Consider the following 18,331-nt stretch of genomic DNA (forward strand, 5'->3'; position numbering starts at 1 on the left):
GCTTAAAGCTGGATGGACAGGGTGGCCGACACCGCGTTCTCGGTGTAGGTCTTGGCGTTCAGGGCGCTGGACGCGCCGCGCGCATGCCGCACTTCGAATGCCGCCTGCATGCGGTCGCTGAGCTGGTGGTTCATCCCGAACCGCACGGTGCGCGTGTCCTGCGCAAGGCCGGTCGAGAGCGACTGCGTGCGGAAGGCCAGCGCCGACAGCGAGGCGCTGGTGCGCGACGAAACGCGGTAGGTGTAGGTGGACGACACGCCGCGCTGGCGCGTGTCCTGGCTGGCGGTGGCCAGCTCGCTGCCGAGGAACTGGCTGTCGCTTTGCGCCAGCGACAGCGCCTCGCGCCTGGTGTCGTAGGCCGACAGCAGCCAGCTACCGTGTGCGCCGTTCAGGCCCATCGACGCGTGCAGCTGCTTTTGCCGCATGAAGCGGTTGCTGAAGTAGTTGATGCTGTCGGCCAGCGTGGGCGGCAGTCCGGCCAGCTTCATGTACGCCTCCACCGCCTGGGCGCGCGCGGCCGGGTCGGGGAAGGAGGTGGTGAACATCTTGTCCAGCATGGCCGCGGTGTCGAACGTGGCCGGCAGCAGGAATTGCGAGCGCGCGGTGGTGATCTCGTCGCTGTAGGACAGGTTGAACACGCTGTGGCGGCGCCGGTGGCTGGCCGAGAGCGAGCCGCTCGGGCCGAAATAGCGATGGCCGAAGCTCGCGCGCACGCTGGTGCGGCTCGATGGCGCCCAGATGAACCCACCGGCCCAGTTGGCGCCGGCGGTGCGCCCGCCCAGCGACTGGAAGTCATAGCGGTCGTAGCCGCGGCTTGCGGTGAGCGCAAAGCTGCGGCTCAGGCGCAGGCGCAGCGTGCCCATCGCGTTCTCGGATGACGAGGGCCCCATCAGCTTGTTGTCCAGGTCCTGCTTGGAATAATCGAGGCTCCAGCCGAGCGTGTAGAACGACGACCCGCTGGCCAGGCTGGCGGCCACGGTGCGGCCCTCGCTGGTGCCCAGCAGGTTGCGCCCGGCGTCCACCGAGTCGCGCAGGTAGCGCACGGTCAGGTCGGCGCTGCCGCCGAAGCGGTGCCGCACGTAGGGGCTCACGCGCCAGGTGTGCACGTTGGCGCGGTTGCCGGTGGCCCAGAGGTTGCCGGTGACCGCCGCCTGCGGCCCGAACGCCGACACCGATTGCGGGCCGCCGGAGGCGAGGGCGTCCACGTACAGCCAGTCGTCCACCACGCGCATCTGCGCGTTGGCGTTGTACTGGTTCACGCTGTCGGCGGTGCCGGGCATGCGCTTGCCCTCGTAAGCGAACACGTGCCAGCGCGTCATCGCCGCCAGCGACAAGCGCGGCGTGCGGCCGGTCAGCGCAAAGCCGGGCGTGACCTCGCCGATCCACGCGCTGCGCGCCTGCTCGTCCGGCTGCAGCGCGACGTTGTCGGTGAAGGTCTCGGTGACGCCGACAAACGGGGTAAAGCGCCAGCCCGCGTGGCATTGTGGCGCTACCGCGAGCAGCGCCAGTGCGACCGGCGCCAGCCGCGGCAGCTTAACCGTAGTGATAGCCATACGCCGCGTCGAGGCCCGGGAAGTCCCTGGTCTTGTTGTAGATGAGGTTGACGTTGCTGCAGCCTTCAAGCTGGCTGATCGCTTCCAGCACCGCGTGCTGGGTGGTCTGCTCGGCTTCCACCACCAGTGCGATCTGGCCCATGTGGCTGGCCAGGACGCGCGCTTCGCTGGTCATCAAGAGCGGCGGTGAATCGAAGATCACCACGCGGTCCGGGTAGCGCGTCGCGATCTCGTGCAGCAGCGAGCTCATGCCCGAGCTGGCCAACAGTTCGGTCGAACGCGCGGTGGAGGTGCCGGCCGGGAGGATCGACAGCGTGTCCACGTTCGTGCGCAGCATCACATCGGCCACGTCCAGGCGGGCATCTGCCAGCACGTCCATCAGGCCGCTCTGGTTGGGCAGGCCGAGCGTGCGCAACACCGATGGCCGCGCCACGTCGGCCTCGACCAGCAGCACGGTGTGGTCGAGCTCCATCGCAATGCTCATGGCCAGGTTGATCGCGCACCAGGTCTTGCCCTCGCCCGGCAGCGAGCTGGTGATCATGACCAGGTTGGCCGGCTTGTCGCCCGGCGTGCGCGCGGCGAAGGCGCGCTGCAGCAGCGGGCGCTTGATAATGCGGAATTCCTCGAGCAGCTGGGTGCGCCCGCCGGCCGCGGTGACCAGGCCCATCTTGCGCATGCGCTCCAGGTCCAGATCGACCGTTTTGGCGGCAGGGCGAACGACCGGCGCGGCGGTGGCCGCGTCGAACCCGGGCAGCGGCAGCGCGGGCGGCACCGGCGGCACGAACGCGGCGGCGGTTTCCGGTTCGGCGCCGGTGGGGATGGGTTGGGCGGCGCTTGCGCGCTGCAGGTCGATGCGGCTGGCCGCTTTTTCGATAATGCTCACGATGACTCCTTGTGTTCTATCCGTTACAGCGCGGGGCGCGCCACGATCGCGGCCACGCCGGCGCCGTAGGTCCCGAACAGCACCAGCACCGAGCAGGCCAGCGCGTACAGGCGGCGCCGGTGGCGCACGCGCTCGCGCTCGGTCCAGTTCATGCCCACGCTGCCCAGCACCGGCAGGCCGGTCACTTCGCGCAGCGACGCGTACGACAGGAAGGTCGGGCGCACCTGGCTCATCAGGAAGGCGCCCGCCACGCCGGCGCCGAGCGCGAACACGAACACCAGCGAGAACAGGCGCAGGCGGTTCGGGCCGGACGGCTTGGTGGGCGCGGTCGGCGGGTCCACCACGCGGAAGGTCAGCATGTCGGTGGCCGAGGACAGGTCGCCCGACAGGCGCGCCGATTCGCGGCGCTCGACCAGCTTCTGGTAGTTCTCGCGGTTGACCTGGTAGTCGCGGTTCAGCTGCGCGAGCTGGGCTTCCACTTCGGGAATCACGGTGCCCTGGGCGCGCAGGCGGGCCACGCGCGCGGCGTGTTCTCCCACGCGGGCCTTGAGCGACGCGACGCGTGCTTCGGCCGCGGACAGGCTCACGTTCAGCTGCTGCAGCATCGGGCTGTACGAGGCGCCCGGGTCCAGGCTGCGCTTCGGATGGCTCAACTCGTCCTTCTTGCGCGCCTGCAGCTGGTCGAGCAGGCGGCGGCTGGCGATGATGTCCGGGTGCTGGTCGGTGTACTGCATGCGCAGCGCGTCCAGGTTCTTGGTCACGGCTGCGATGCGGTCGTCGAGCTCCTTGTCGGCCAGCGCCGGATCGAGCTTCTCGCCCTTGCCATCGCCGGCGATCTGGTGGCGGATCGCATTGCGCGCCTGCTCGGCCTCGGCCAGTTCCAGGCGCGCCTGGTTCAGCTGCTCGGTGGCGTCGGCCAGCTTGGCGCCATAGTCGGCGCCGTCGCGCGGCAGCATGCCCACGTTCTTGATCTTGAAATCCTTGAGTGCGTTCTCGGCGTTGGCCAGCTTTTCCTCGTAGGTCTTGATCTGGTCGTCGATGAACTGCACCGCCTTCTCGGAATCCTGCTTTTTGCCGCCGAAGCTGCCCTCGACGAACATGGTCAGCAGCGACTGCACCACGTCGCGGCCCAGCTTGGGGTTGGGGGCGGTGTAGCTGATGGTGTAGATGTCGTCGCGCTCGGTGCCGGCGATCTTGATCTTGTCCATGAGCTCATCGACCATCTTGTCGTGCTCCCTGGCGTCGCCGGCCTTCACGTCCAGGTCCACCATGCGCATCAGCTTTTCGACGTTGGGGCGGCTCAGGAGCGTGCGGCGCATGAACACCACCTGCTGCTCCAGGTTGGGCAGGGTGGTCATCCCGGACAGCAGGGGCTTGAGGATGGTCTGGGTATCGACGTACACGCGGGCCGAGGTCTCGTACTGGTTGGGCAGCTTGAGCACGATCGCCCAGCCGACCAGCGCAACGGTCCACGTGATGGCGACCGCGTGCCAGCGGTACTTGCCAATCGCCTTGAGGAAGTGGTGGAGTGCGGCCGTCATTTCTGCCATTTGCTTGTCTCGTCTAAAAAATGCCCGGCTGGGGGCGAGGTTGTTGCCTGCTTGTTGGGCGGATGCGAGTTCCGCGATGAAATTTCCGTCGTGAATTACTAAGGTGTCGTTTCTGCAATCAAACTTCCGTGCGTTACCGCACCCAAGTTTTGGTTTGGCAAGCAATGAACTCTTGTTAGCTCATGCAAACAGTTGTTTTCCTTTCGCATGCCGGTTTGCATTGTTGCCAAAAATTAAACGATTTGATTGTAGTGAGAAAAAAAATTTCACGTAGCACGGTTGAGCTTGGTGAAGCCGTGCGCCGCGCCGCCACTGGGGAAACGGCCATGCGGGTGGGTAGGGTGAGGGCACCGGAGAGGGGAATCAGGAGCGTGAAAACGTGAAATGTTCTCCCGTGCGCGGCGTCTTTTCCAAAAGCACTATAGTTCCGACTCAACAGGAAATTGATGGGTAAATTGCAACTTTTAGGCCGGCCTGGGTTGACTCGAAGACAAGGTCGTCAACCACGAAGGAGAACAAGGAAATGACATATCAACCGATTGCCAGGACTGCGATCCTGGCCGCCACCGCGAGCCTGGCCCTGCTGCTGGGCGGCTGCGCCACCGCGCCGGCCCCGGCCGAAAGCCAGGCCGTCACCGCCAACGCCGACTACAAGATCGGTCCGGGCGACGCCGTCAACATCATCGTGTGGCGCAATCCGGAGGTGTCGATGTCGGTGCCCGTGCGTCCGGACGGCAAGATCACCACGCCGCTGGTCGAGGACCTGCAGGCGGCCGGCAAGACTTCCAGCGAACTGGCGCGCGACATTGAAAAGTCGCTGTCGAAATACATCCAGCAGCCGGTGGTGACGGTGGTGGTGACCAACTTTATCGGCAATTACAGCGAACAGATCCGCGTGATCGGGCAGGCCGCCAAGCCGCAGGCGCTGTCGTACAAGCGCGACATGTCGCTGATGGATGTGCTGATCGCCGTTGGCGGCGTAACCGATTTTGCCGCCGGCAACCGCGCCACCATCATCCGCAACGTCGATGGCAAGCCGCAGCGGCTGGCCGTGCGCCTGGACGACCTGGTGCGCGACGGCGACGTGTCGGCCAATGTGGCGATGCGGCCCGGCGACGTGCTGGTGATTCCCGAGAGCTTCTTCTGACCGGCCACAAGCCGGGCTTCCTTCGCGCCGCCTCCGGGCGGCGTTTTTCTTTTGCGCATCGGATCCCGCGCAAGCGGCTGTCGGAAAACCTTACACCGCAGCCGCCGAGCCAGGGGCTGCGTCAACTAAGTCATTGAAAACAAAAGAACTTGATGAGCTGGCACGGCGATTGCTAAATGTAGGGCGTGTTGGCGAGAAATTAATTATTCACATCGAGGACGATAAATCATGAAACTGCTGAACAAATTTGCTTGCGCTGCTGCTGTTGCCCTGGCCTTTGCTGGTACCGCGAACGCGGGCGTCGTCATGAACGACTGGGTGTTCAACCCGGTTGGCGGCGGCTTCGCGAGCGGCCAGACGATCGGCGAATACCTGGATGTGAACGGCAATTCGTTCATCCAGTTGAGCTCGACCGGCACTTCGAGCTTCAGCTTCAAGGAGCACTCGGTCTTCAACATCCCGCAGGCCGACAGCAACTTCAAACTGTTCCCGGTGACTTACCCGGGCGGCAACATCACCGCCACCTTCGAGGCCTACGGCACCGGCACCCTGTCCGGCAGCTTCACCTTCGGCGGCGGCCTGATCAAGATCTACCAGAACCCGACCAGCGGCCAGTATGGCACCAGCGCCGGCATCTACGGCGCCAACCTGGGCAACCTGATCGCCACCTTCGACGTGCTCGCTGGCGGCGGCGGCAAGGTGGACCAGTTCGGCAACCCGGTCTCGAACGGCCAGGTGACCGTCAACGCCAAGGCCAGCGCAGGCGACCTGGCTCCGGGCTACTTCTTCCGTGGCAATGGTGACGACCTGTCGAATGAAAGCGTGCTGTCGTTCGCCTTCACCAATGCCAACCCGCTGCAGGACCCCAATGGCATGCTGGTGTCGGAAGTGGCTTGCCAGTTTGCCGGCTTCACCGGCGCCGGCTGCGATGGCTCGGCATACGCCAACGCGGCGGGCCAGTACTTCTTCCTGGGCACCAACGGCCAGTTCAAGCTGGCAGAAGTGCCGGAGCCGGGCTCGCTGGCACTGTTCGGCATCGCCATGCTGGGCGCTGGCGTCGTGAGCCGCAAGCGCGCGAAGAAGGCCTGATCCCTGGGATCACGTTCGAATGGTTTAAGAGCGGGCTCGTCCCGCTCTTTTTTTCGGCCGTGTTAAAGCTGGTTGGACGCGTGGGCAGGAGACCTGCCCACCCTACCGGTTGTTTCGTAGGGTGGGCAGATTCTGCCCACGCGTTCAACAGGTGGATGGTCAGGGGATGAGCAACTGCTCGAGCGGCAGGCGTTCCGAGCGCGCCGTCGGTGCGGGGCCGGCGCCGACGCGGCCCATGTACACGGGATGCAGCGCGTCGGTGAAGATCAGCGCGCGCGCCTCGCGCTCAAGGCGTGCGGCCACGCCGTGCAGGCGCCCGGTTTGCGTGAAGGGGCGGCGTTCGCGCACGTACTTGGAGAAGATCAGCGGCGTCATCTCGGGCTGCATGAACAGGCCCAGCTTCGTGAGCGTGAGCCAGAACCGCTGCAGCGCCCGGCCGGCATCGATGTAGTCGTCGACCGAAGCCGGCGCGCGCCGCGCCTTGAGCACGAAGTGGGCGGCGCACGCGAGCGCGGGAATGAAGTCCATCTGCAGGCGCGGCGCCCAGGTGCCAAGCATGCGGTTCACCATCGACATGCGGCGCCAGCTCGCCATCGCCCACTGCATCAGGCGCAGCGTGCCCGGGTCCACGCCCAGCGCGCGGTCGGGCACCTTGTCCGGGCTGCGCGAGGCGTTCCAGTGGATGATGCGGCGGTGGACCTCGAATGCCTCGGGCATCGACAGGCGCAGGGCGGCGTTGGCGTACATCAGCCGCGCCGCGCGCAGGCGCTCGCCCGCGCTCTCCAGCCATGTGAGCGTATAGCCTTTCCCGAGCGACTGTTCCAGCGCCTCTTTCTCGAGCGCGGTGAGCGCGCGTGTGCGCATTGGCCGGCGCTGCACCGTGCGGCGCGTGATGGCGTCGATGAGCGGGCTGGGTTGGATGCCCGCGTCGGGCACCAGCCGGACGTCGAACTGCAGGGACTCGACCGGGCGGTCGGGACGGCGGCGCACGTCGGCGCGCAGGCCGTGGGCGCTCGCGGCGATGGCGATCGTTTCGAGCAGCGTGCCGATCGAGATCTGGCTCGGGTGCCCGTCCAGGTCGTACACGCACTCCGCGCGCGTGTCCCACGCATGCACCAGCACGTGGTCCGGTCCCAGCACTTCGAAGCGCCACACCTGGGTGTTGTCGCCGGACGGCGCCCAGCGCGCCAGGTCCAGGATCTTGCGCATTGCGCCGGTCGGCATCATGGCTGCGCCGCCTTTGCCAGCTGGCGCCGGCCGATCGCGATCATCAAGCGGTGCAGCGGGTTGCGGTTGCCGCCCGGGCGCCAGGTGCGCGCCAGCTTGTTGCGGTAGGCATCGAACTGCACGCCCCAGGGCGCGGCCAGCACGCGGCCGCGGCCCAGCAGGATCTTGAGCGCCTCGGTGGCCGCGATGCCGGCGCACAGCTGGCAGGCCATGAAGGTGGACGGCCCGCGCCGCTCGGCGAAATTGACCGCTTCCGGCACCACCAGGTAGGGCCGGTGCAGGCCCGCCGGCGCCAGGCCCACGACGAAGCGGACCGCCTTTTCCACATCGGGCAGGTCGCCCCACTGGAAGTACTCTTCAAAGCTCATCTGCCCCGGCATGAAGGTGAGCAGTGCGGCGCCCATGCCCAGCGGCGCGGCGGTGGTGGCGGGCACGCCCAGTTCGAAGCACATCGCGAAAGTGCGCTGGCGGATGTCGAACGCGAAGAAGTCGAGCGCGTCCACGTACAGGTCGGCGCCGTCGAGGAAGGCGTGCAGGTTACCGGCATTCACACCCTGGTCGAACACCTCGATCTCGATCTCGGGGTTGATGTCGCGTGCCATGCGCGCCAGCACCTCGGCCTTCGGTTCGCCCAGCGTGGACATCATCGCGCCCACCTGGCGGTTGAAGTTGACGATGTCGAAGGTGTCGAAGTCGGCGATGCGAAAGCGCCCGACGCCAAGGCGCGCGAGCGTGAGCAGGTGCACGCCGCCGACCCCGCCGCCACCGGCAATCGCCACGCGCTTATTGCGCAGCGCCTGCTGCTCGGCCGGCGTGACCCAGCCGATGTTGCGGGCGAATGCCTGTTCGTAGACGAAGGGACTGTGGTGCACGGTGTTACCTCGCGCTCATGCGAGCTGCTGCTCGTCGATGCGCAGCAGCCGGTTGATGATGCCCTGCTCTTCGCGCGGGGAGAAGAAATACGGATAGAACGAGCGGCCCGTGCTCTTTTCGCTGAAGGTGCCGCCGTACTGCCTGATCTGTTCGGTCACGAAGTCGAGCTCCACGCGCAGCAGGTAGGCCGGCGCGTTCACGCGCGGGTTGGTCTTGAGCTCGCCGAGCTGCTTAAAGCCCAGCATCTGCTCGTAGAAGCGCCGGTGGCGCGGGTTCACTTCGATCACGATGTCGGTGCGGTGGTGGATGTCGCGCGCGTAGATCACGGCCAGGTGGAACAGGTTGGCCAGCGAAGTCTTCGACTTGACCGACGGGTCGAACGCGAGCTTGGTGAACTCGCACAGGCGCGCGCCGCGTTCGCGCATCTCGTCCAGTTCTTCCTTGAAGACCTGGTCCGCGGACAGGCCGACCGGCGCGTCCATGCCGATGGTGAGCGTGCCCACCACGCGCCCGTGGTCGGTTGCGGTCAGGGTCATGCGGTTGGGGTCGTCGACGATCTGGTGGGTGCCGGCATAGCCCCGCCAGGCATACATCTTGTTGATCAACAAGCTGGCCGAGCTCCGGCCTTCCGCAGTATCAGTCAGACGGATGCCATAGGAATCCTGGGTCACGACTACATCCTCTAGTGCAGAGGCCGCAATCTTAGCCCGATCGCCCTGGTCGGCAGCGCCCGATACGGCCTCATCCGTAAGCGGGTGCTGGTCAGTTTGTGCCTTGTCCGCCATCGCCGCCGCCTCCCCGCGCCTGGCCGCAGCATGCGCCGCGTGCCGCGGCGCGCCGCGTTTTGCCTTGCATCCCGTTCACAGCATCTTGCGCAGCGAGCGCGCCTCGTCGAGTTGTGCGAAGGGACGATTTTCCCCGAGCAATTTGTCGAGCTCTTTGCGCGCGCCGTCCTTGTCGCCGGCCTTGGACAGGCCGAACGCGAGGTGGTAGCGGATGTCCGCCGCCGCGGGTGCCAGCGCCACCGCCTTCTGCAGCAGCGGCACGCCGCGCTGCGTGTTGCCCTGCTCGACCAGCATCCAGCCGAGCGTGTCCATCACTGCCGGGCTGTCGCCGGTGAGCTTGAGCGCCTGCTCGGCGGTGGCGAGCGCGCGCGGGTCTTTCTCCTGCTGGTAGGCCCAGGCCAGGTTGTTCAGCGCGACCGCGTGTTTCGGGTCGTTCTTCACCACCTGCTCGAGCAGGGCGATGGCTGGCTTGAATTGTTTGTTCGCCAGCTGCGACTCGGCCACGTACAGCGCCACCACCGGCTCGTCCGGGTGGGCGCGGCGCCACTGGCCGATCAGCTGCTCCGATTCTTTTTCCTTGCCCGTCAGTTTCAGCACCTGCGCGACCTTCACCAGCAACTGCGGCGTGGGCGTGGTGGCGTACGCTTTCTGGTAGGCGGCCAGCGCGAGCGGCGCCTTGTTCTGGCTGAGGTGGATGTCGCCTTCGAGCATGTAGCCGAGCGTGGCCTGGGCCGGGCGCTTTTGCACCTGGCGCGCCGCCGCCAGCGCCTCGTCCACCCGGCCGCGGCGCATGGCCAGTTCGACCTGGGCGACGCGGGCATCGACCAGGTCCGGTTGCAGCTCGGCCGCGCGGCGCAGGTCTTCGGCGGCCGCGCTGTCGTTCTTCATCAGCGCGTGCACGCTGGCCATGCGCATTTGGGCCATGGCCGATTTCGGCAGCACGTTGGCCAGCTTGCTGTAGGTTTCAAGCGCGCCGGCCTGGTCCTTGTTGGCCAGCTGCGACTGGCCCAGCAGGTCGAGCACATCCGGGTTGGTCGGGTTGGCGGTCTGGAACTTGCGTGCCAGCGTCAGCGCCTTTTGCGGCTGGCGCGTGCGCAGGTATTGGGCGCCGAGTTTCAGCGCCGGTCCCACCGCATCGGGGTTGGCGTTGCTGGCCTTTTCCAGCCAGGCGGTCGCCTCGGCCGGCTTGTCCTGCGCCGCCAGCAGCTCGGCCAGGGCGGCCATGGCGCCGAAGTTCTTGGGCTCCTTTTGCAGGAAGGCTTCGAAGCGCGCGCGCGCCGCGTCGGGTTGGTTGTCGGCCAGGTCGAGCTGGGCGAGGTTGGCCACGGCGGTGAAATAGTTCGGCTGCAGCGACAGCGCCTTGTCGAACGCGGCGCGGGCCGCGGCCTTGTCGCCCTTGGCCAGGTACACGCCGCCCTTGAGGTTCTGCACCGCCGCGTTGCCCGGCTGGCGCTGCGCCAGCTTGTCCACGGTGGCCAGCGCCTTGTCGTACTGCCGCGCCGATACCTGGGCCTGCACCAGGGCAAAGCCGGCGCTGGCCGATGCCGGGTCCAGCTCGGTGGCCAGTTGCAGCTCGCTGATGGCCTTGTCGTGCTCGCCCTGGTTCAGGCGCGCCAGGCCCAGCGAAGTGTGTACGACCGCCGCTTTCGGCGCCAGCGCGGCCGCTTTCTCGAAGTAGGCGCTGGCCTGGTTAAAGTCGTGCACCTGCATGTACGATTCGCCGGCCAGCGCGAGCAGCTGGGCGTCCTGCGGCGCCTGCTTGAGGACCGGCGCGAGCGCGGCCACCGCATCGTTCGGCTGCCCGCTCTTGAGCAGGGTCTGGGCCAGCAGCTTGCGGGCGTAGAGGTTGTCGGGATTGATCCCGAGGTACTTGCGCAGGTGCTGTTCGGCCTGCTGCGTGGCGCCCATGTTCAGCTCGACGGCGCCGGCCAGCAGGATGCTCGGCATGTGTTCCGGCGCGCTCTTGAGCACCTTTTGCAGCGATTCCTGCGCGGCGGCGAATTTGCCCTGGCTGAAGTCGAGCATGGCCTGGCTGTAGGTCACCAGCAGGCTGCCGGGCGCGTTCTTGCGGGCTGCGTCCAGGTCGGCCTTCGCGGCATCGAATTTGCCTTGCTCGATCTCGATGTAGGCTTTCTCGACGTGCGCCGAGCGGTGCTCGGGCTTGAGCGCGAGCGCCTTGTCGAATGCGGCCAGCGCTTCGGCCGGCTTGCCGGCGGCGCGCAGCATGGTGCCGTTGAACATCCACACTTCCGGGTTCCCGGGGTCGCGCGCGATGGCGTCGGCGGTGTAGCGTTCGCCGGCCTGGCGGTCGCCCTGGGCGATGGCGTTGCGCGCCAGGCCAGTGAGCGCGTCGCCGGCGTGCTGGTCCACCGCCAGCGCCTGTTCGTAGGCTTGTTTGGCGTGGACCGGGTCGCCCAGCGCCACGAAGGCGTCGCCGCGCATCGCCAGCAGCTGTGCGGAGCCCTGCGCCGCTTGTGGTGTAATCTCGTCCAGCAGCTGCTTGTACTGGCCCTGGGACAGCATCAGGCGCGCCAGCAGCGGCAGGGTGCGCTGTGGCGGCGCGCCGAGGCTGGCCGCCTTGCGCAGTTCCTTCTCTGCCGAGGCGCTGTCGCCCATGTCCAGGTGCAGTTCGCCCAGGCGCAGGCGCGCCTCGCCATCCTCGGGGCTTTGCGCCACCGCGTTCTTCAGCTGGATCAGCGCGGCCTTGTGGTCGCCTTTCTGTTGATATTGTTGCGCGTCCTGCAACAGTTTGCTGGTTGGTTTGTTGTCATTGCAGCCACTCAAGCCCGCGCCCAGCAGCACCACCGCGCACATCACGGCGGCACTGAGTTTTCCCTTTGTGAAACGATGCGGCATGGTTTTATTCCCTCTTTGTCCGGGTGTTGCTGCCAGTGGTGGATTACCGATGGCTAAATTTCCTGTCGGACAAGAGTACAAAAGAAATTGATTGCACGTCGCACAACTGAAACCGCTGTGCATAGCGTCAGCTCAAGGGACGGCACGCGCCGACGGGAACAAGCGGAACATGCGGCCACACTAATGGTGGACGGCGTTGTCGAAGCATCAGGGAGTGTGCATGGAAACCAGTCTGGAGCAATCACCGGCGGTGGCCGTACCATTTGCGCCCGGGGAAGGTGGCGCGATCGCCACCGCCGGCGCGGGCGGTGCCAGGGCGGTGCCCACGTCCAGCGGGCCGCTGCGGGTAGTGGCGGCAGCCGGATGGATCAGCTTGACGTTCGGGGCGTGGCAGGTGTTCGCGCCGGGTATGTTCGCGCACATGGTGGGGATGGCTTACCCCAGCTGGCTGCTGCGCGCGGTGGGCGCGCGCGACATGGTGGTGGGCGCCGGCATGCTGGCCCGCCCGGCGTCGCATGGCTGGCGCAACGCGCGCGTGCTGTCCGACGTGCTCGACACCGGCCTCATCGGCGCGGCGGCGCTGGACCGCAAGGCCGACCGCGGGCGTCTTGCCGCGTTCGCGCTTGTGGCCGCGGGCGTGATCGCACTCGATATCCGCGCCGCGCGTGCCAGGCGCCGCACGGGGCTGGCGCACTGAGTGGTCGCGGCCTATCCGTCGCGCTTGCGCAGCTTGTTCAGCAGGGCCTCGACGTTCTCGCCCACCGGCAGGCCGTGGCGCCGCAGCAGCTGCACGTGCAGCACCAGGTTTTCGAGCACCAGCTTGGCCGACACCGCGAGCAGGGTCATCAAGCGGTCCTCGGTGCTGAAGTTCTCCATCGACGCGGCCATCTCGCACAGGTGGCTGGCCACGAGCTGGCGCAGTTCGTCCTCGGGAAAGGGCAGGTCGGCGAAGTCGATCGGGTCTTCCTGTTCGACCTCGTGCATGAGCGCGGCGAGTTGTTCGGGCTGGATCGGCATGCGGCGGCTCCACTGGTGGACACGGTTTCATTCTAGGCCAGCGGTGCGCTTTGTGCGCGCGGGACTGGACAAGCAAACAGATAGTCAAACGACAACGACGCGTCTAGAATCCGTGCATCACCTGTTGCAGGAGCAAGGCATGGCGCACGTCTTCTTCACCCAGCAGCTCGCCCGCTTCACCCACGTGCCGCAGGTCGAGACCGGCGCCGGCGAGCTGCGCGCGGCGCTGGAGTGTGCCTTCGACGCCAACCCGCGCCTGCGCGGCTACGTGCTGGATGACCAGGGCCACCTGCGCCAGAACGTGGTGATCTTCATCGACGGCCGGCGCTGCCTGGACCGCAGGCGGCTGGACGATCCACTCCAACCCGACAGCAAGGTGTACGTGCTGCAAGCACTTTCCGGAGGTTGACATGAGCGACCGCGCATACCTTTCCACCCGCAAGGGCCTGTTCGAACTGTCCAGGACCGGCCACGGCTGGGACATCGGCCCGGTGCACTTTTTGGGCGAGCCGGTGACGCTGGCGCTGCCGGACCGCCGCGACGGCAGCCTGTACGCGGCGCTGAACCTGGGCCACTTCGGGGTCAAGCTGCACCGGCGCGATGCCGGCAGCCAGGTGTGGCACGAGATCGCCACGCCCAGCTACCCGGCCAAGCCGGAGGACAGCGCCGACCCGGCCGAATGGACGACCAAGCTGATCTGGGCACTGGCGCCCGGCGCGCCCGGGCAGGACGGCGTGCTGTGGTGCGGAACCCAGCCTGGCGGACTGTTCCGCTCGCGTGACCGGGGCGCGTCGTGGGAACTGGTGCGCTCGCTGTGGGATGTGCCGCAGCGGCTGGAATGGTTCGGCGGTGGCGCCGATGCGCCGGTGATCCACAGCGTCAGCCTCGATCCGCGCGACAGCGACAAGATGGCGGTGGCCATTTCCTGCGGCGGCGTCTGGCGCAGCGAGGATGGCGGCGAGAGCTGGGCAGTGAGTTCCACCGGCATGCGCGCCGACTACATGCCGCCGGAGCAGCACGAGAACGAGGCAATCCAGGACCCGCACCGGATCGTGCGCTGCGCGGGCGAGCCGGACAAGCTCTGGTGCCAGCACCACAACGGCATCTGGCGGTCGACCAATGGCGGGCGGACCTGGGACGAGATTCGCGAAGCGCCGGTGTCGCGCTTCGGTTTTGCGGTGGCGGTGCATCCGCGCGACGGCGAGACGGCCTGGTTCGTGCCGCTGGAGTCGGACATGCGGCGCGTGCCGGTGGGCGCCTCGATGGCGGTCACGCGCACGCGCAACGGCGGCAAGAGCTTCGACGTGCTGCGCGACGGGCTGCCGCAGGAGCACTGCTATGACGTGGTGTTCCGCCACGCGCTGGCGGTGGCCGATGACGGCCATACGCTGCTGATGGGGTCGGAAAGTGGCGGGGTGTGGCTGTCGGAGAACGGCGGCGACAGCTGGCATACGGTGTCGCTGACGCTGCCGCCGGTGTATGCGGTGTGTTTCGCGTAGCAGAGCTGAACAAGGGCGCGCGATCGTGAACGATACCGCAGGCGACGAGGGAACGTCGTATGATGGCGAGATGGAAGCGCGCCTTGCCAAACTTGAGTCCGACCTCGCCGCGATCAAGACTGATCTTGCAGTCATCAAAGCCACCGGTGCGACCAGGACCGACCTGGCGGAACTCAAGGGCGAGACCAAGGCCGCCATTGCCGATGCCAAGGCGAGCATCATCGTGTGGGTCGTGGGCGCGGTCTTTATCGCCCAACTGCTGCCGGCCTTGCTTCAACTCCTCAGCAAGTAGAGGCAGCCGCCCGAGGGCGGCCGCCGGTCCGCCTTACATGTTGCGGCGGTACTGCCCGCCCACCTCGAACAGCGCGGTGGTGATCTGGCCCAACGAGCACACGCGCACCGCGTCCATCAGCTTGTCGAACACGTTGGCGTTGTCGATCGCGGCTTGCTGCAGCGCGGCCAGCGCGGCCGGGGCGTCGGCCGCGTGGCGCTGGTGGAAGGCTTCCAGGCGGGTGAGCTGCGACTGCTTTTCGTCGTCCGTCGAGCGCGCCAGCTCGATGGTGGCCGGCGCCGCCGCGCCCTTCGGGTTGCGGAAGGTATTCACGCCGATGATCGGCAGCGAGCCGTCGTGCTTCTTGTGCTCGTACAGCATCGACTCTTCCTGGATCTTGCCGCGCTGGTAGCCGGTCTCCATCGCGCCCAGCACGCCGCCGCGCTCGGCGATGCGCTCGAACTCCTGCAGCACCGCTTCCTCGACGAGATCCGTGAGCTCTTCCATGATGAACGAGCCCTGGTTCGGGTTCTCGTTCTTGGCCAGGCCCCACTCGCGGTTGATGATCAGCTGGATCGCCAGCGCGCGCCGCACCGATTCGTCCGTCGGGGTGGTGATCGCTTCGTCGTAGGCGTTGGTGTGCAGCGAGTTGCAGTTGTCGTAGATCGCGATCAGCGCCTGCAGCGTGGTGCGGATGTCGTTGAAGTCGATCTCCTGCGCGTGCAGCGAGCGGCCCGAGGTCTGGATGTGGTACTTGAGCTTTTGGCTGCGCTCGTTGGCGCCGTACTTGTCGCGCATCGCCACCGCCCAGATGCGGCGCGCCACGCGGCCGAGCACCGTGTACTCGGGGTCCATGCCGTTGGAGAAGAAGAACGACAGGTTGGGCGCGAAGTCGTCGATGTGCATGCCGCGCGCAAGGTAGGCTTCCACGAAGGTGAAGCCGTTCGACAGCGTGAATGCCAGCTGCGAGATCGGGTTCGCGCCCGCTTCGGCGATGTGGTAGCCCGAGATCGACACCGAGTAGAAGTTGCGCACCTGGTGGTGCACGAAATACTCCTGGATGTCGCCCATCACCTTGAGCGAGAACTCGGTCGAGAAGATGCAGGTGTTCTGGCCCTGGTCTTCCTTCAGGATGTCGGCCTGCACCGTGCCGCGCACGTTGGCCAGCACCCATTCGCGGATCTTGGCCGCTTCCTCAATGGTCGGCTGGCGGCCATTGTCCTTGACGAACTTGTCGACCTGCTGGTCGATCGCGGTGTTCATGAACATCGCCAGGATCGTCGGCGCCGGGCCGTTGATCGTCATCGAGACGCTGGTGTTCGGGCTGCACAGGTCGAAGCCGTCGTACAGCACCTTCATGTCGTCCAGCGTGGCGATCGACACGCCCGAGTTGCCGACCTTGCCGTAGATGTCCGGGCGCAGCGCCGGGTCGGCGCCGTACAGCGTGACCGAGTCGAACGCGGTGGACAGGCGCTTGGCGTCCATGCCCTCCGAGACCAGCTTGAAGCGGCGGTTGGTGCGGAAGGCGTCGCCTTCGCCGGCGAACATGCGGGTCGGGTCTTCGTTTTCGCGCTTGAAGGCGAACACGCCGGCGGTGTACGGGAACGAGCCGGGCACGTTTTCCAGCATCAGGAAGCGCAGCACCTCGCCGTGGTCCTCGAACTTGGGCAGCGCGACCTTGCGGATCGGGTTGCCGGACAGGGTTTTCTGCACCAGCTTCGTGCGGATTTCCTTGTCGCGGATTTTGACCACGTATTCGTCGCCGGCATAGGCGGCTTGCATGTCGGGCCACATGGCCAGCAGTTTCTTGGCGCCGGCGTCAAGCTGGTTGTCGCGCTCGACGATCAGGTCGTCGAAGTCGGCGCCCTTGTTGGCAGCGGTGAGCATGCGCTTGGCCGCTTGCAGCTGCTGGCGCTCGCGCGCGAGCGTGACCTGCTTGTTCACGTTCTTGTGATAGCCGCGCACGGTGTCGGCGATCTCGGCCAGGTAGCGGGTGCGGGCGGGCGGCACGATCACGTGCTTGCCGCTCGAGTACTTCTGCTCCGGCACCGGCAGCCTGGACGGCTCGACCGGCAGGCCCAGCCCGGCCAGGCGCGGCAACAGGCCGTGGTACAGCGCAGTCACGCCGTCGTCATTGAAGCGCGAGGCCTGGGTGCCGTACACCGGCATCTGGTCCGGGCTCTGGCCGAACAGCTCGCGGTTGCGCTGGTACTGTTTGGCCACGTCGCGCAGCGCGTCCTGCGCGCCCTTGCGGTCGAACTTGTTGATGGCGACGACGTCGGCGAAATCGAGCATGTCGATCTTTTCCAGCTGTGAGGCGGCGCCGAATTCGGGGGTCATCACGTACATCGACAGGTCCACGTGCGGCACGATGGCGGCGTCGCCCTGGCCGATGCCGGAGGTCTCGACGATGACGAGATCAAAGCCGGCCACCTTGCAGGCGGCGACCACGTCCGGCAGCGCGTGCGAGATTTCCGAGCCGGCTTCGCGCGTGGCCAGCGAGCGCATGAACACGCGGCGCTCGCCGTTCCACGGGCCGATCGCGTTCATGCGGATGCGGTCGCCCAGGAGCGCGCCGCCCGATTTGCGGCGCGACGGGTCGATCGAGATCACGGCGATGTTGAGGCGGTCGCCCTGGTCCAGGCGAATGCGGCGGATCAGCTCATCGGTGAGCGAGGATTTGCCGGCGCCGCCGGTGCCGGTGATGCCCAGCACGGGCACCTTCAGGCCCTCGGCCGCGTCGTGCAGCTGCTTGACCAGCGCGGCGTCGGCCTTGCCGTTTTCCAGCGCCGTGATCAGCTGGGCCAGCGGGCGGTGGTGGCTGGCGATGTCGCCTTCCTGCAGCGGCGCGAGCGCGGTCGGCGCATACGGCGACAGGTCGGCGTCGCAGGCGGCCAGCATCGAGCGGATCATGCCGACCAGGCCCATGCGCTGGCCGTCCTCGGGGCTGAAGATGCGCGTCACGCCGTAGGCATGCAGTTCTTCGATCTCGTGCGGGACGATCACGCCGCCGCCGCCGCCGAACACCTTGATGTGCGCGCCGCCGCGCTGGCGCAGCAGGTCGATCATGTATTTGAAGTATTCGACGTGGCCGCCCTGGTAGCTGGAGACGGCGATGCCTTGCGCGTCTTCGGCCAGCGCCGCGGTGACCACTTCGTCCACCGAGCGGTTGTGGCCCAGGTGGATCACTTCGGCGCCGTTGGACTGCAGGATGCGGCGCATGATGTTGATCGAGGCGTCGTGGCCGTCGAACAGCGAGGCGGCGGTGACGAAGCGCACCTTGTTGGCCAGCTTGAACTGCTCCGGCAGGTCGAGCTTGGCGGCGGGAGTGATGTCGTTCATGGTGTTCCTTGTGGGCGGAAGCGGACAGGGTCGTCTGAGTATTATATGACGTTAACGTAAACGTCAACAGCGGAACAGTTGGTGCGTCAACCTCGGCCACATCATCCGATCCGTCGTCCCCGCGCAGGCGGGGACCCATAGACCGGGTGCGTCGTCGGGGCAGGATCGACGCCACAGGCGGAGCACACTCAGCATGGGTCCCCGCCTGCGCGGGGACGACGGTTGGAGGGCGGTGGCTG

At 66.8% G+C, this 18,331-nt stretch carries 15 protein-coding genes; 6 read left to right on the top strand and 9 right to left on the bottom strand.

Going from position 1 to position 18,331, the window contains the following annotated elements:
* Window positions 1-2: 2 nt before the first annotated feature.
* From NX774_RS14605 to NX774_RS14615, 3 genes are read right to left on the bottom strand one after another with little or no spacing between them, the layout of a single operon-like run.
* Window positions 3-1,553: a TIGR03016 family PEP-CTERM system-associated outer membrane protein gene (locus tag NX774_RS14605; RefSeq protein ID WP_258822971.1), complete on the bottom strand. Its 1,551-nt coding sequence runs from the start codon at window positions 1,551-1,553 to the stop codon at window positions 3-5.
* Window positions 1,534-2,436, bottom strand: coding sequence for an XrtA-associated tyrosine autokinase (locus NX774_RS14610; RefSeq protein WP_258822972.1), 903 nt, complete (start codon window positions 2,434-2,436; stop codon window positions 1,534-1,536). Before NX774_RS14610 ends, NX774_RS14605 begins: the two co-directional genes overlap by 20 nt.
* Window positions 2,437-2,459: 23 nt before the next feature.
* The gene (locus NX774_RS14615; RefSeq protein ID WP_258822973.1) at window positions 2,460-3,986 is read right to left on the bottom strand and encodes an XrtA system polysaccharide chain length determinant; all 1,527 of its coding nucleotides are present in this window, start codon (window positions 3,984-3,986) and stop codon (window positions 2,460-2,462) included.
* Between the two features lie 523 nt (window positions 3,987-4,509).
* Here NX774_RS14615 and NX774_RS14620 point away from each other — a divergent pair.
* A complete protein-coding gene (locus tag NX774_RS14620; protein ID WP_258822974.1) occupies window positions 4,510-5,133 on the top strand; it encodes an XrtA/PEP-CTERM system exopolysaccharide export protein in 624 nt (207 codons plus the stop codon).
* Between the two features lie 228 nt (window positions 5,134-5,361).
* A complete protein-coding gene (pepA, locus tag NX774_RS14625) occupies window positions 5,362-6,222 on the top strand; it encodes a flocculation-associated PEP-CTERM protein PepA (protein ID WP_258822975.1) in 861 nt (286 codons plus the stop codon).
* 159 nt (window positions 6,223-6,381) lie between these two features.
* Here pepA and NX774_RS14630 read toward each other — a convergent pair whose 3' ends face one another.
* The 4 genes from NX774_RS14630 to prsT form a co-directional block, all read right to left on the bottom strand.
* Window positions 6,382-7,449 carry a nitroreductase family protein gene (locus NX774_RS14630; protein ID WP_258822976.1) on the bottom strand — a complete coding sequence of 356 codons (1,068 nt, stop codon included), beginning with the start codon at window positions 7,447-7,449 and terminating at the stop codon, window positions 6,382-6,384.
* Window positions 7,446-8,321, bottom strand: coding sequence for a ThiF family adenylyltransferase (locus NX774_RS14635; protein ID WP_258822977.1), 876 nt, complete (start codon window positions 8,319-8,321; stop codon window positions 7,446-7,448). The genes NX774_RS14630 and NX774_RS14635 overlap by 4 nt, the downstream gene beginning before the upstream one ends.
* A 15-nt stretch (window positions 8,322-8,336) precedes the next feature.
* Window positions 8,337-8,927, bottom strand: a complete 591-nt coding sequence (locus NX774_RS14640; protein ID WP_258822978.1) for an N-acyl amino acid synthase FeeM domain-containing protein — start codon at window positions 8,925-8,927, stop codon at window positions 8,337-8,339.
* Between the two features lie 255 nt (window positions 8,928-9,182).
* Window positions 9,183-11,963: an XrtA/PEP-CTERM system TPR-repeat protein PrsT gene (gene prsT / locus NX774_RS14645; protein WP_258822979.1), complete on the bottom strand. Its 2,781-nt coding sequence runs from the start codon at window positions 11,961-11,963 to the stop codon at window positions 9,183-9,185.
* 220 nt (window positions 11,964-12,183) lie between these two features.
* Here prsT and NX774_RS14650 point away from each other — a divergent pair, with 220 nt between their 5' ends.
* A complete protein-coding gene (locus NX774_RS14650) occupies window positions 12,184-12,660 on the top strand; it encodes a hypothetical protein (protein WP_258822980.1) in 477 nt (158 codons plus the stop codon).
* Window positions 12,661-12,671: 11 nt separating this feature from the next.
* On the opposite strand, the gene NX774_RS14655 is transcribed toward NX774_RS14650, so the two are convergent.
* Complete coding sequence (locus NX774_RS14655) at window positions 12,672-12,980, bottom strand: hypothetical protein (protein ID WP_258822981.1); 309 nt, start codon at window positions 12,978-12,980, stop codon at window positions 12,672-12,674.
* 139 nt (window positions 12,981-13,119) lie between these two features.
* On the opposite strand from NX774_RS14655, the gene NX774_RS14660 reads away from it, so the two are divergent.
* Genes NX774_RS14660 through NX774_RS14670 form a run of 3 tightly spaced genes read left to right on the top strand, consistent with a single transcriptional unit; the run spans window position 13,120 to window position 14,771 of the window.
* Entirely contained in the window at window positions 13,120-13,389 is a 270-nt protein-coding gene (locus NX774_RS14660) for a ubiquitin family protein (protein ID WP_258822982.1), read from the top strand.
* Between the two features lies 1 nt (window position 13,390).
* Window positions 13,391-14,479 carry a WD40/YVTN/BNR-like repeat-containing protein gene (locus tag NX774_RS14665; protein WP_258822983.1) on the top strand — a complete coding sequence of 363 codons (1,089 nt, stop codon included), beginning with the start codon at window positions 13,391-13,393 and terminating at the stop codon, window positions 14,477-14,479.
* 25 nt (window positions 14,480-14,504) lie between these two features.
* Entirely contained in the window at window positions 14,505-14,771 is a 267-nt protein-coding gene (locus tag NX774_RS14670; RefSeq protein ID WP_258822984.1) for a hypothetical protein, read from the top strand.
* Window positions 14,772-14,804: 33 nt separating this feature from the next.
* Here the strand turns inward: NX774_RS14670 and icmF are convergent, their stop codons facing one another.
* On the bottom strand, window positions 14,805-18,092 hold the full coding sequence (gene icmF, locus NX774_RS14675; RefSeq protein ID WP_258822985.1) for a fused isobutyryl-CoA mutase/GTPase IcmF: 3,288 nt from the start codon (window positions 18,090-18,092) through the stop codon (window positions 14,805-14,807).
* Between the last annotated feature and the right edge of the window lie 239 nt (window positions 18,093-18,331).

It is taken from the genome of Massilia agilis, from assembly GCF_024756255.1.
GTDB classification, from domain to species: Bacteria; Pseudomonadota; Gammaproteobacteria; order Burkholderiales; family Burkholderiaceae_D; genus Telluria; species Telluria agilis.

What these genes read in the sequence shown, in the direction of transcription:
- NX774_RS14605 (WP_258822971.1), bottom strand. Translation starts at nt 1,553, where the DNA reads ATGGCTATCACTACGGTTAAGCTGCCGCGGCTGGCGCCGGTCGCACTG.
- NX774_RS14615 (WP_258822973.1), bottom strand. Translation starts at nt 3,986, where the DNA reads ATGGCAGAAATGACGGCCGCACTCCACCACTTCCTCAAGGCGATTGGC.
- NX774_RS14620 (WP_258822974.1), top strand. Translation starts at nt 4,510, where the DNA reads ATGACATATCAACCGATTGCCAGGACTGCGATCCTGGCCGCCACCGCG.
- pepA (WP_258822975.1), top strand. Translation starts at nt 5,362, where the DNA reads ATGAAACTGCTGAACAAATTTGCTTGCGCTGCTGCTGTTGCCCTGGCC.
- NX774_RS14630 (WP_258822976.1), bottom strand. Translation starts at nt 7,449, where the DNA reads ATGATGCCGACCGGCGCAATGCGCAAGATCCTGGACCTGGCGCGCTGG.
- prsT (WP_258822979.1), bottom strand. Translation starts at nt 11,963, where the DNA reads ATGCCGCATCGTTTCACAAAGGGAAAACTCAGTGCCGCCGTGATGTGC.
- NX774_RS14650 (WP_258822980.1), top strand. Translation starts at nt 12,184, where the DNA reads ATGGAAACCAGTCTGGAGCAATCACCGGCGGTGGCCGTACCATTTGCG.
- NX774_RS14655 (WP_258822981.1), bottom strand. Translation starts at nt 12,980, where the DNA reads ATGCCGATCCAGCCCGAACAACTCGCCGCGCTCATGCACGAGGTCGAA.
- NX774_RS14660 (WP_258822982.1), top strand. Translation starts at nt 13,120, where the DNA reads ATGGCGCACGTCTTCTTCACCCAGCAGCTCGCCCGCTTCACCCACGTG.
- NX774_RS14665 (WP_258822983.1), top strand. Translation starts at nt 13,391, where the DNA reads ATGAGCGACCGCGCATACCTTTCCACCCGCAAGGGCCTGTTCGAACTG.
- icmF (WP_258822985.1), bottom strand. Translation starts at nt 18,092, where the DNA reads ATGAACGACATCACTCCCGCCGCCAAGCTCGACCTGCCGGAGCAGTTC.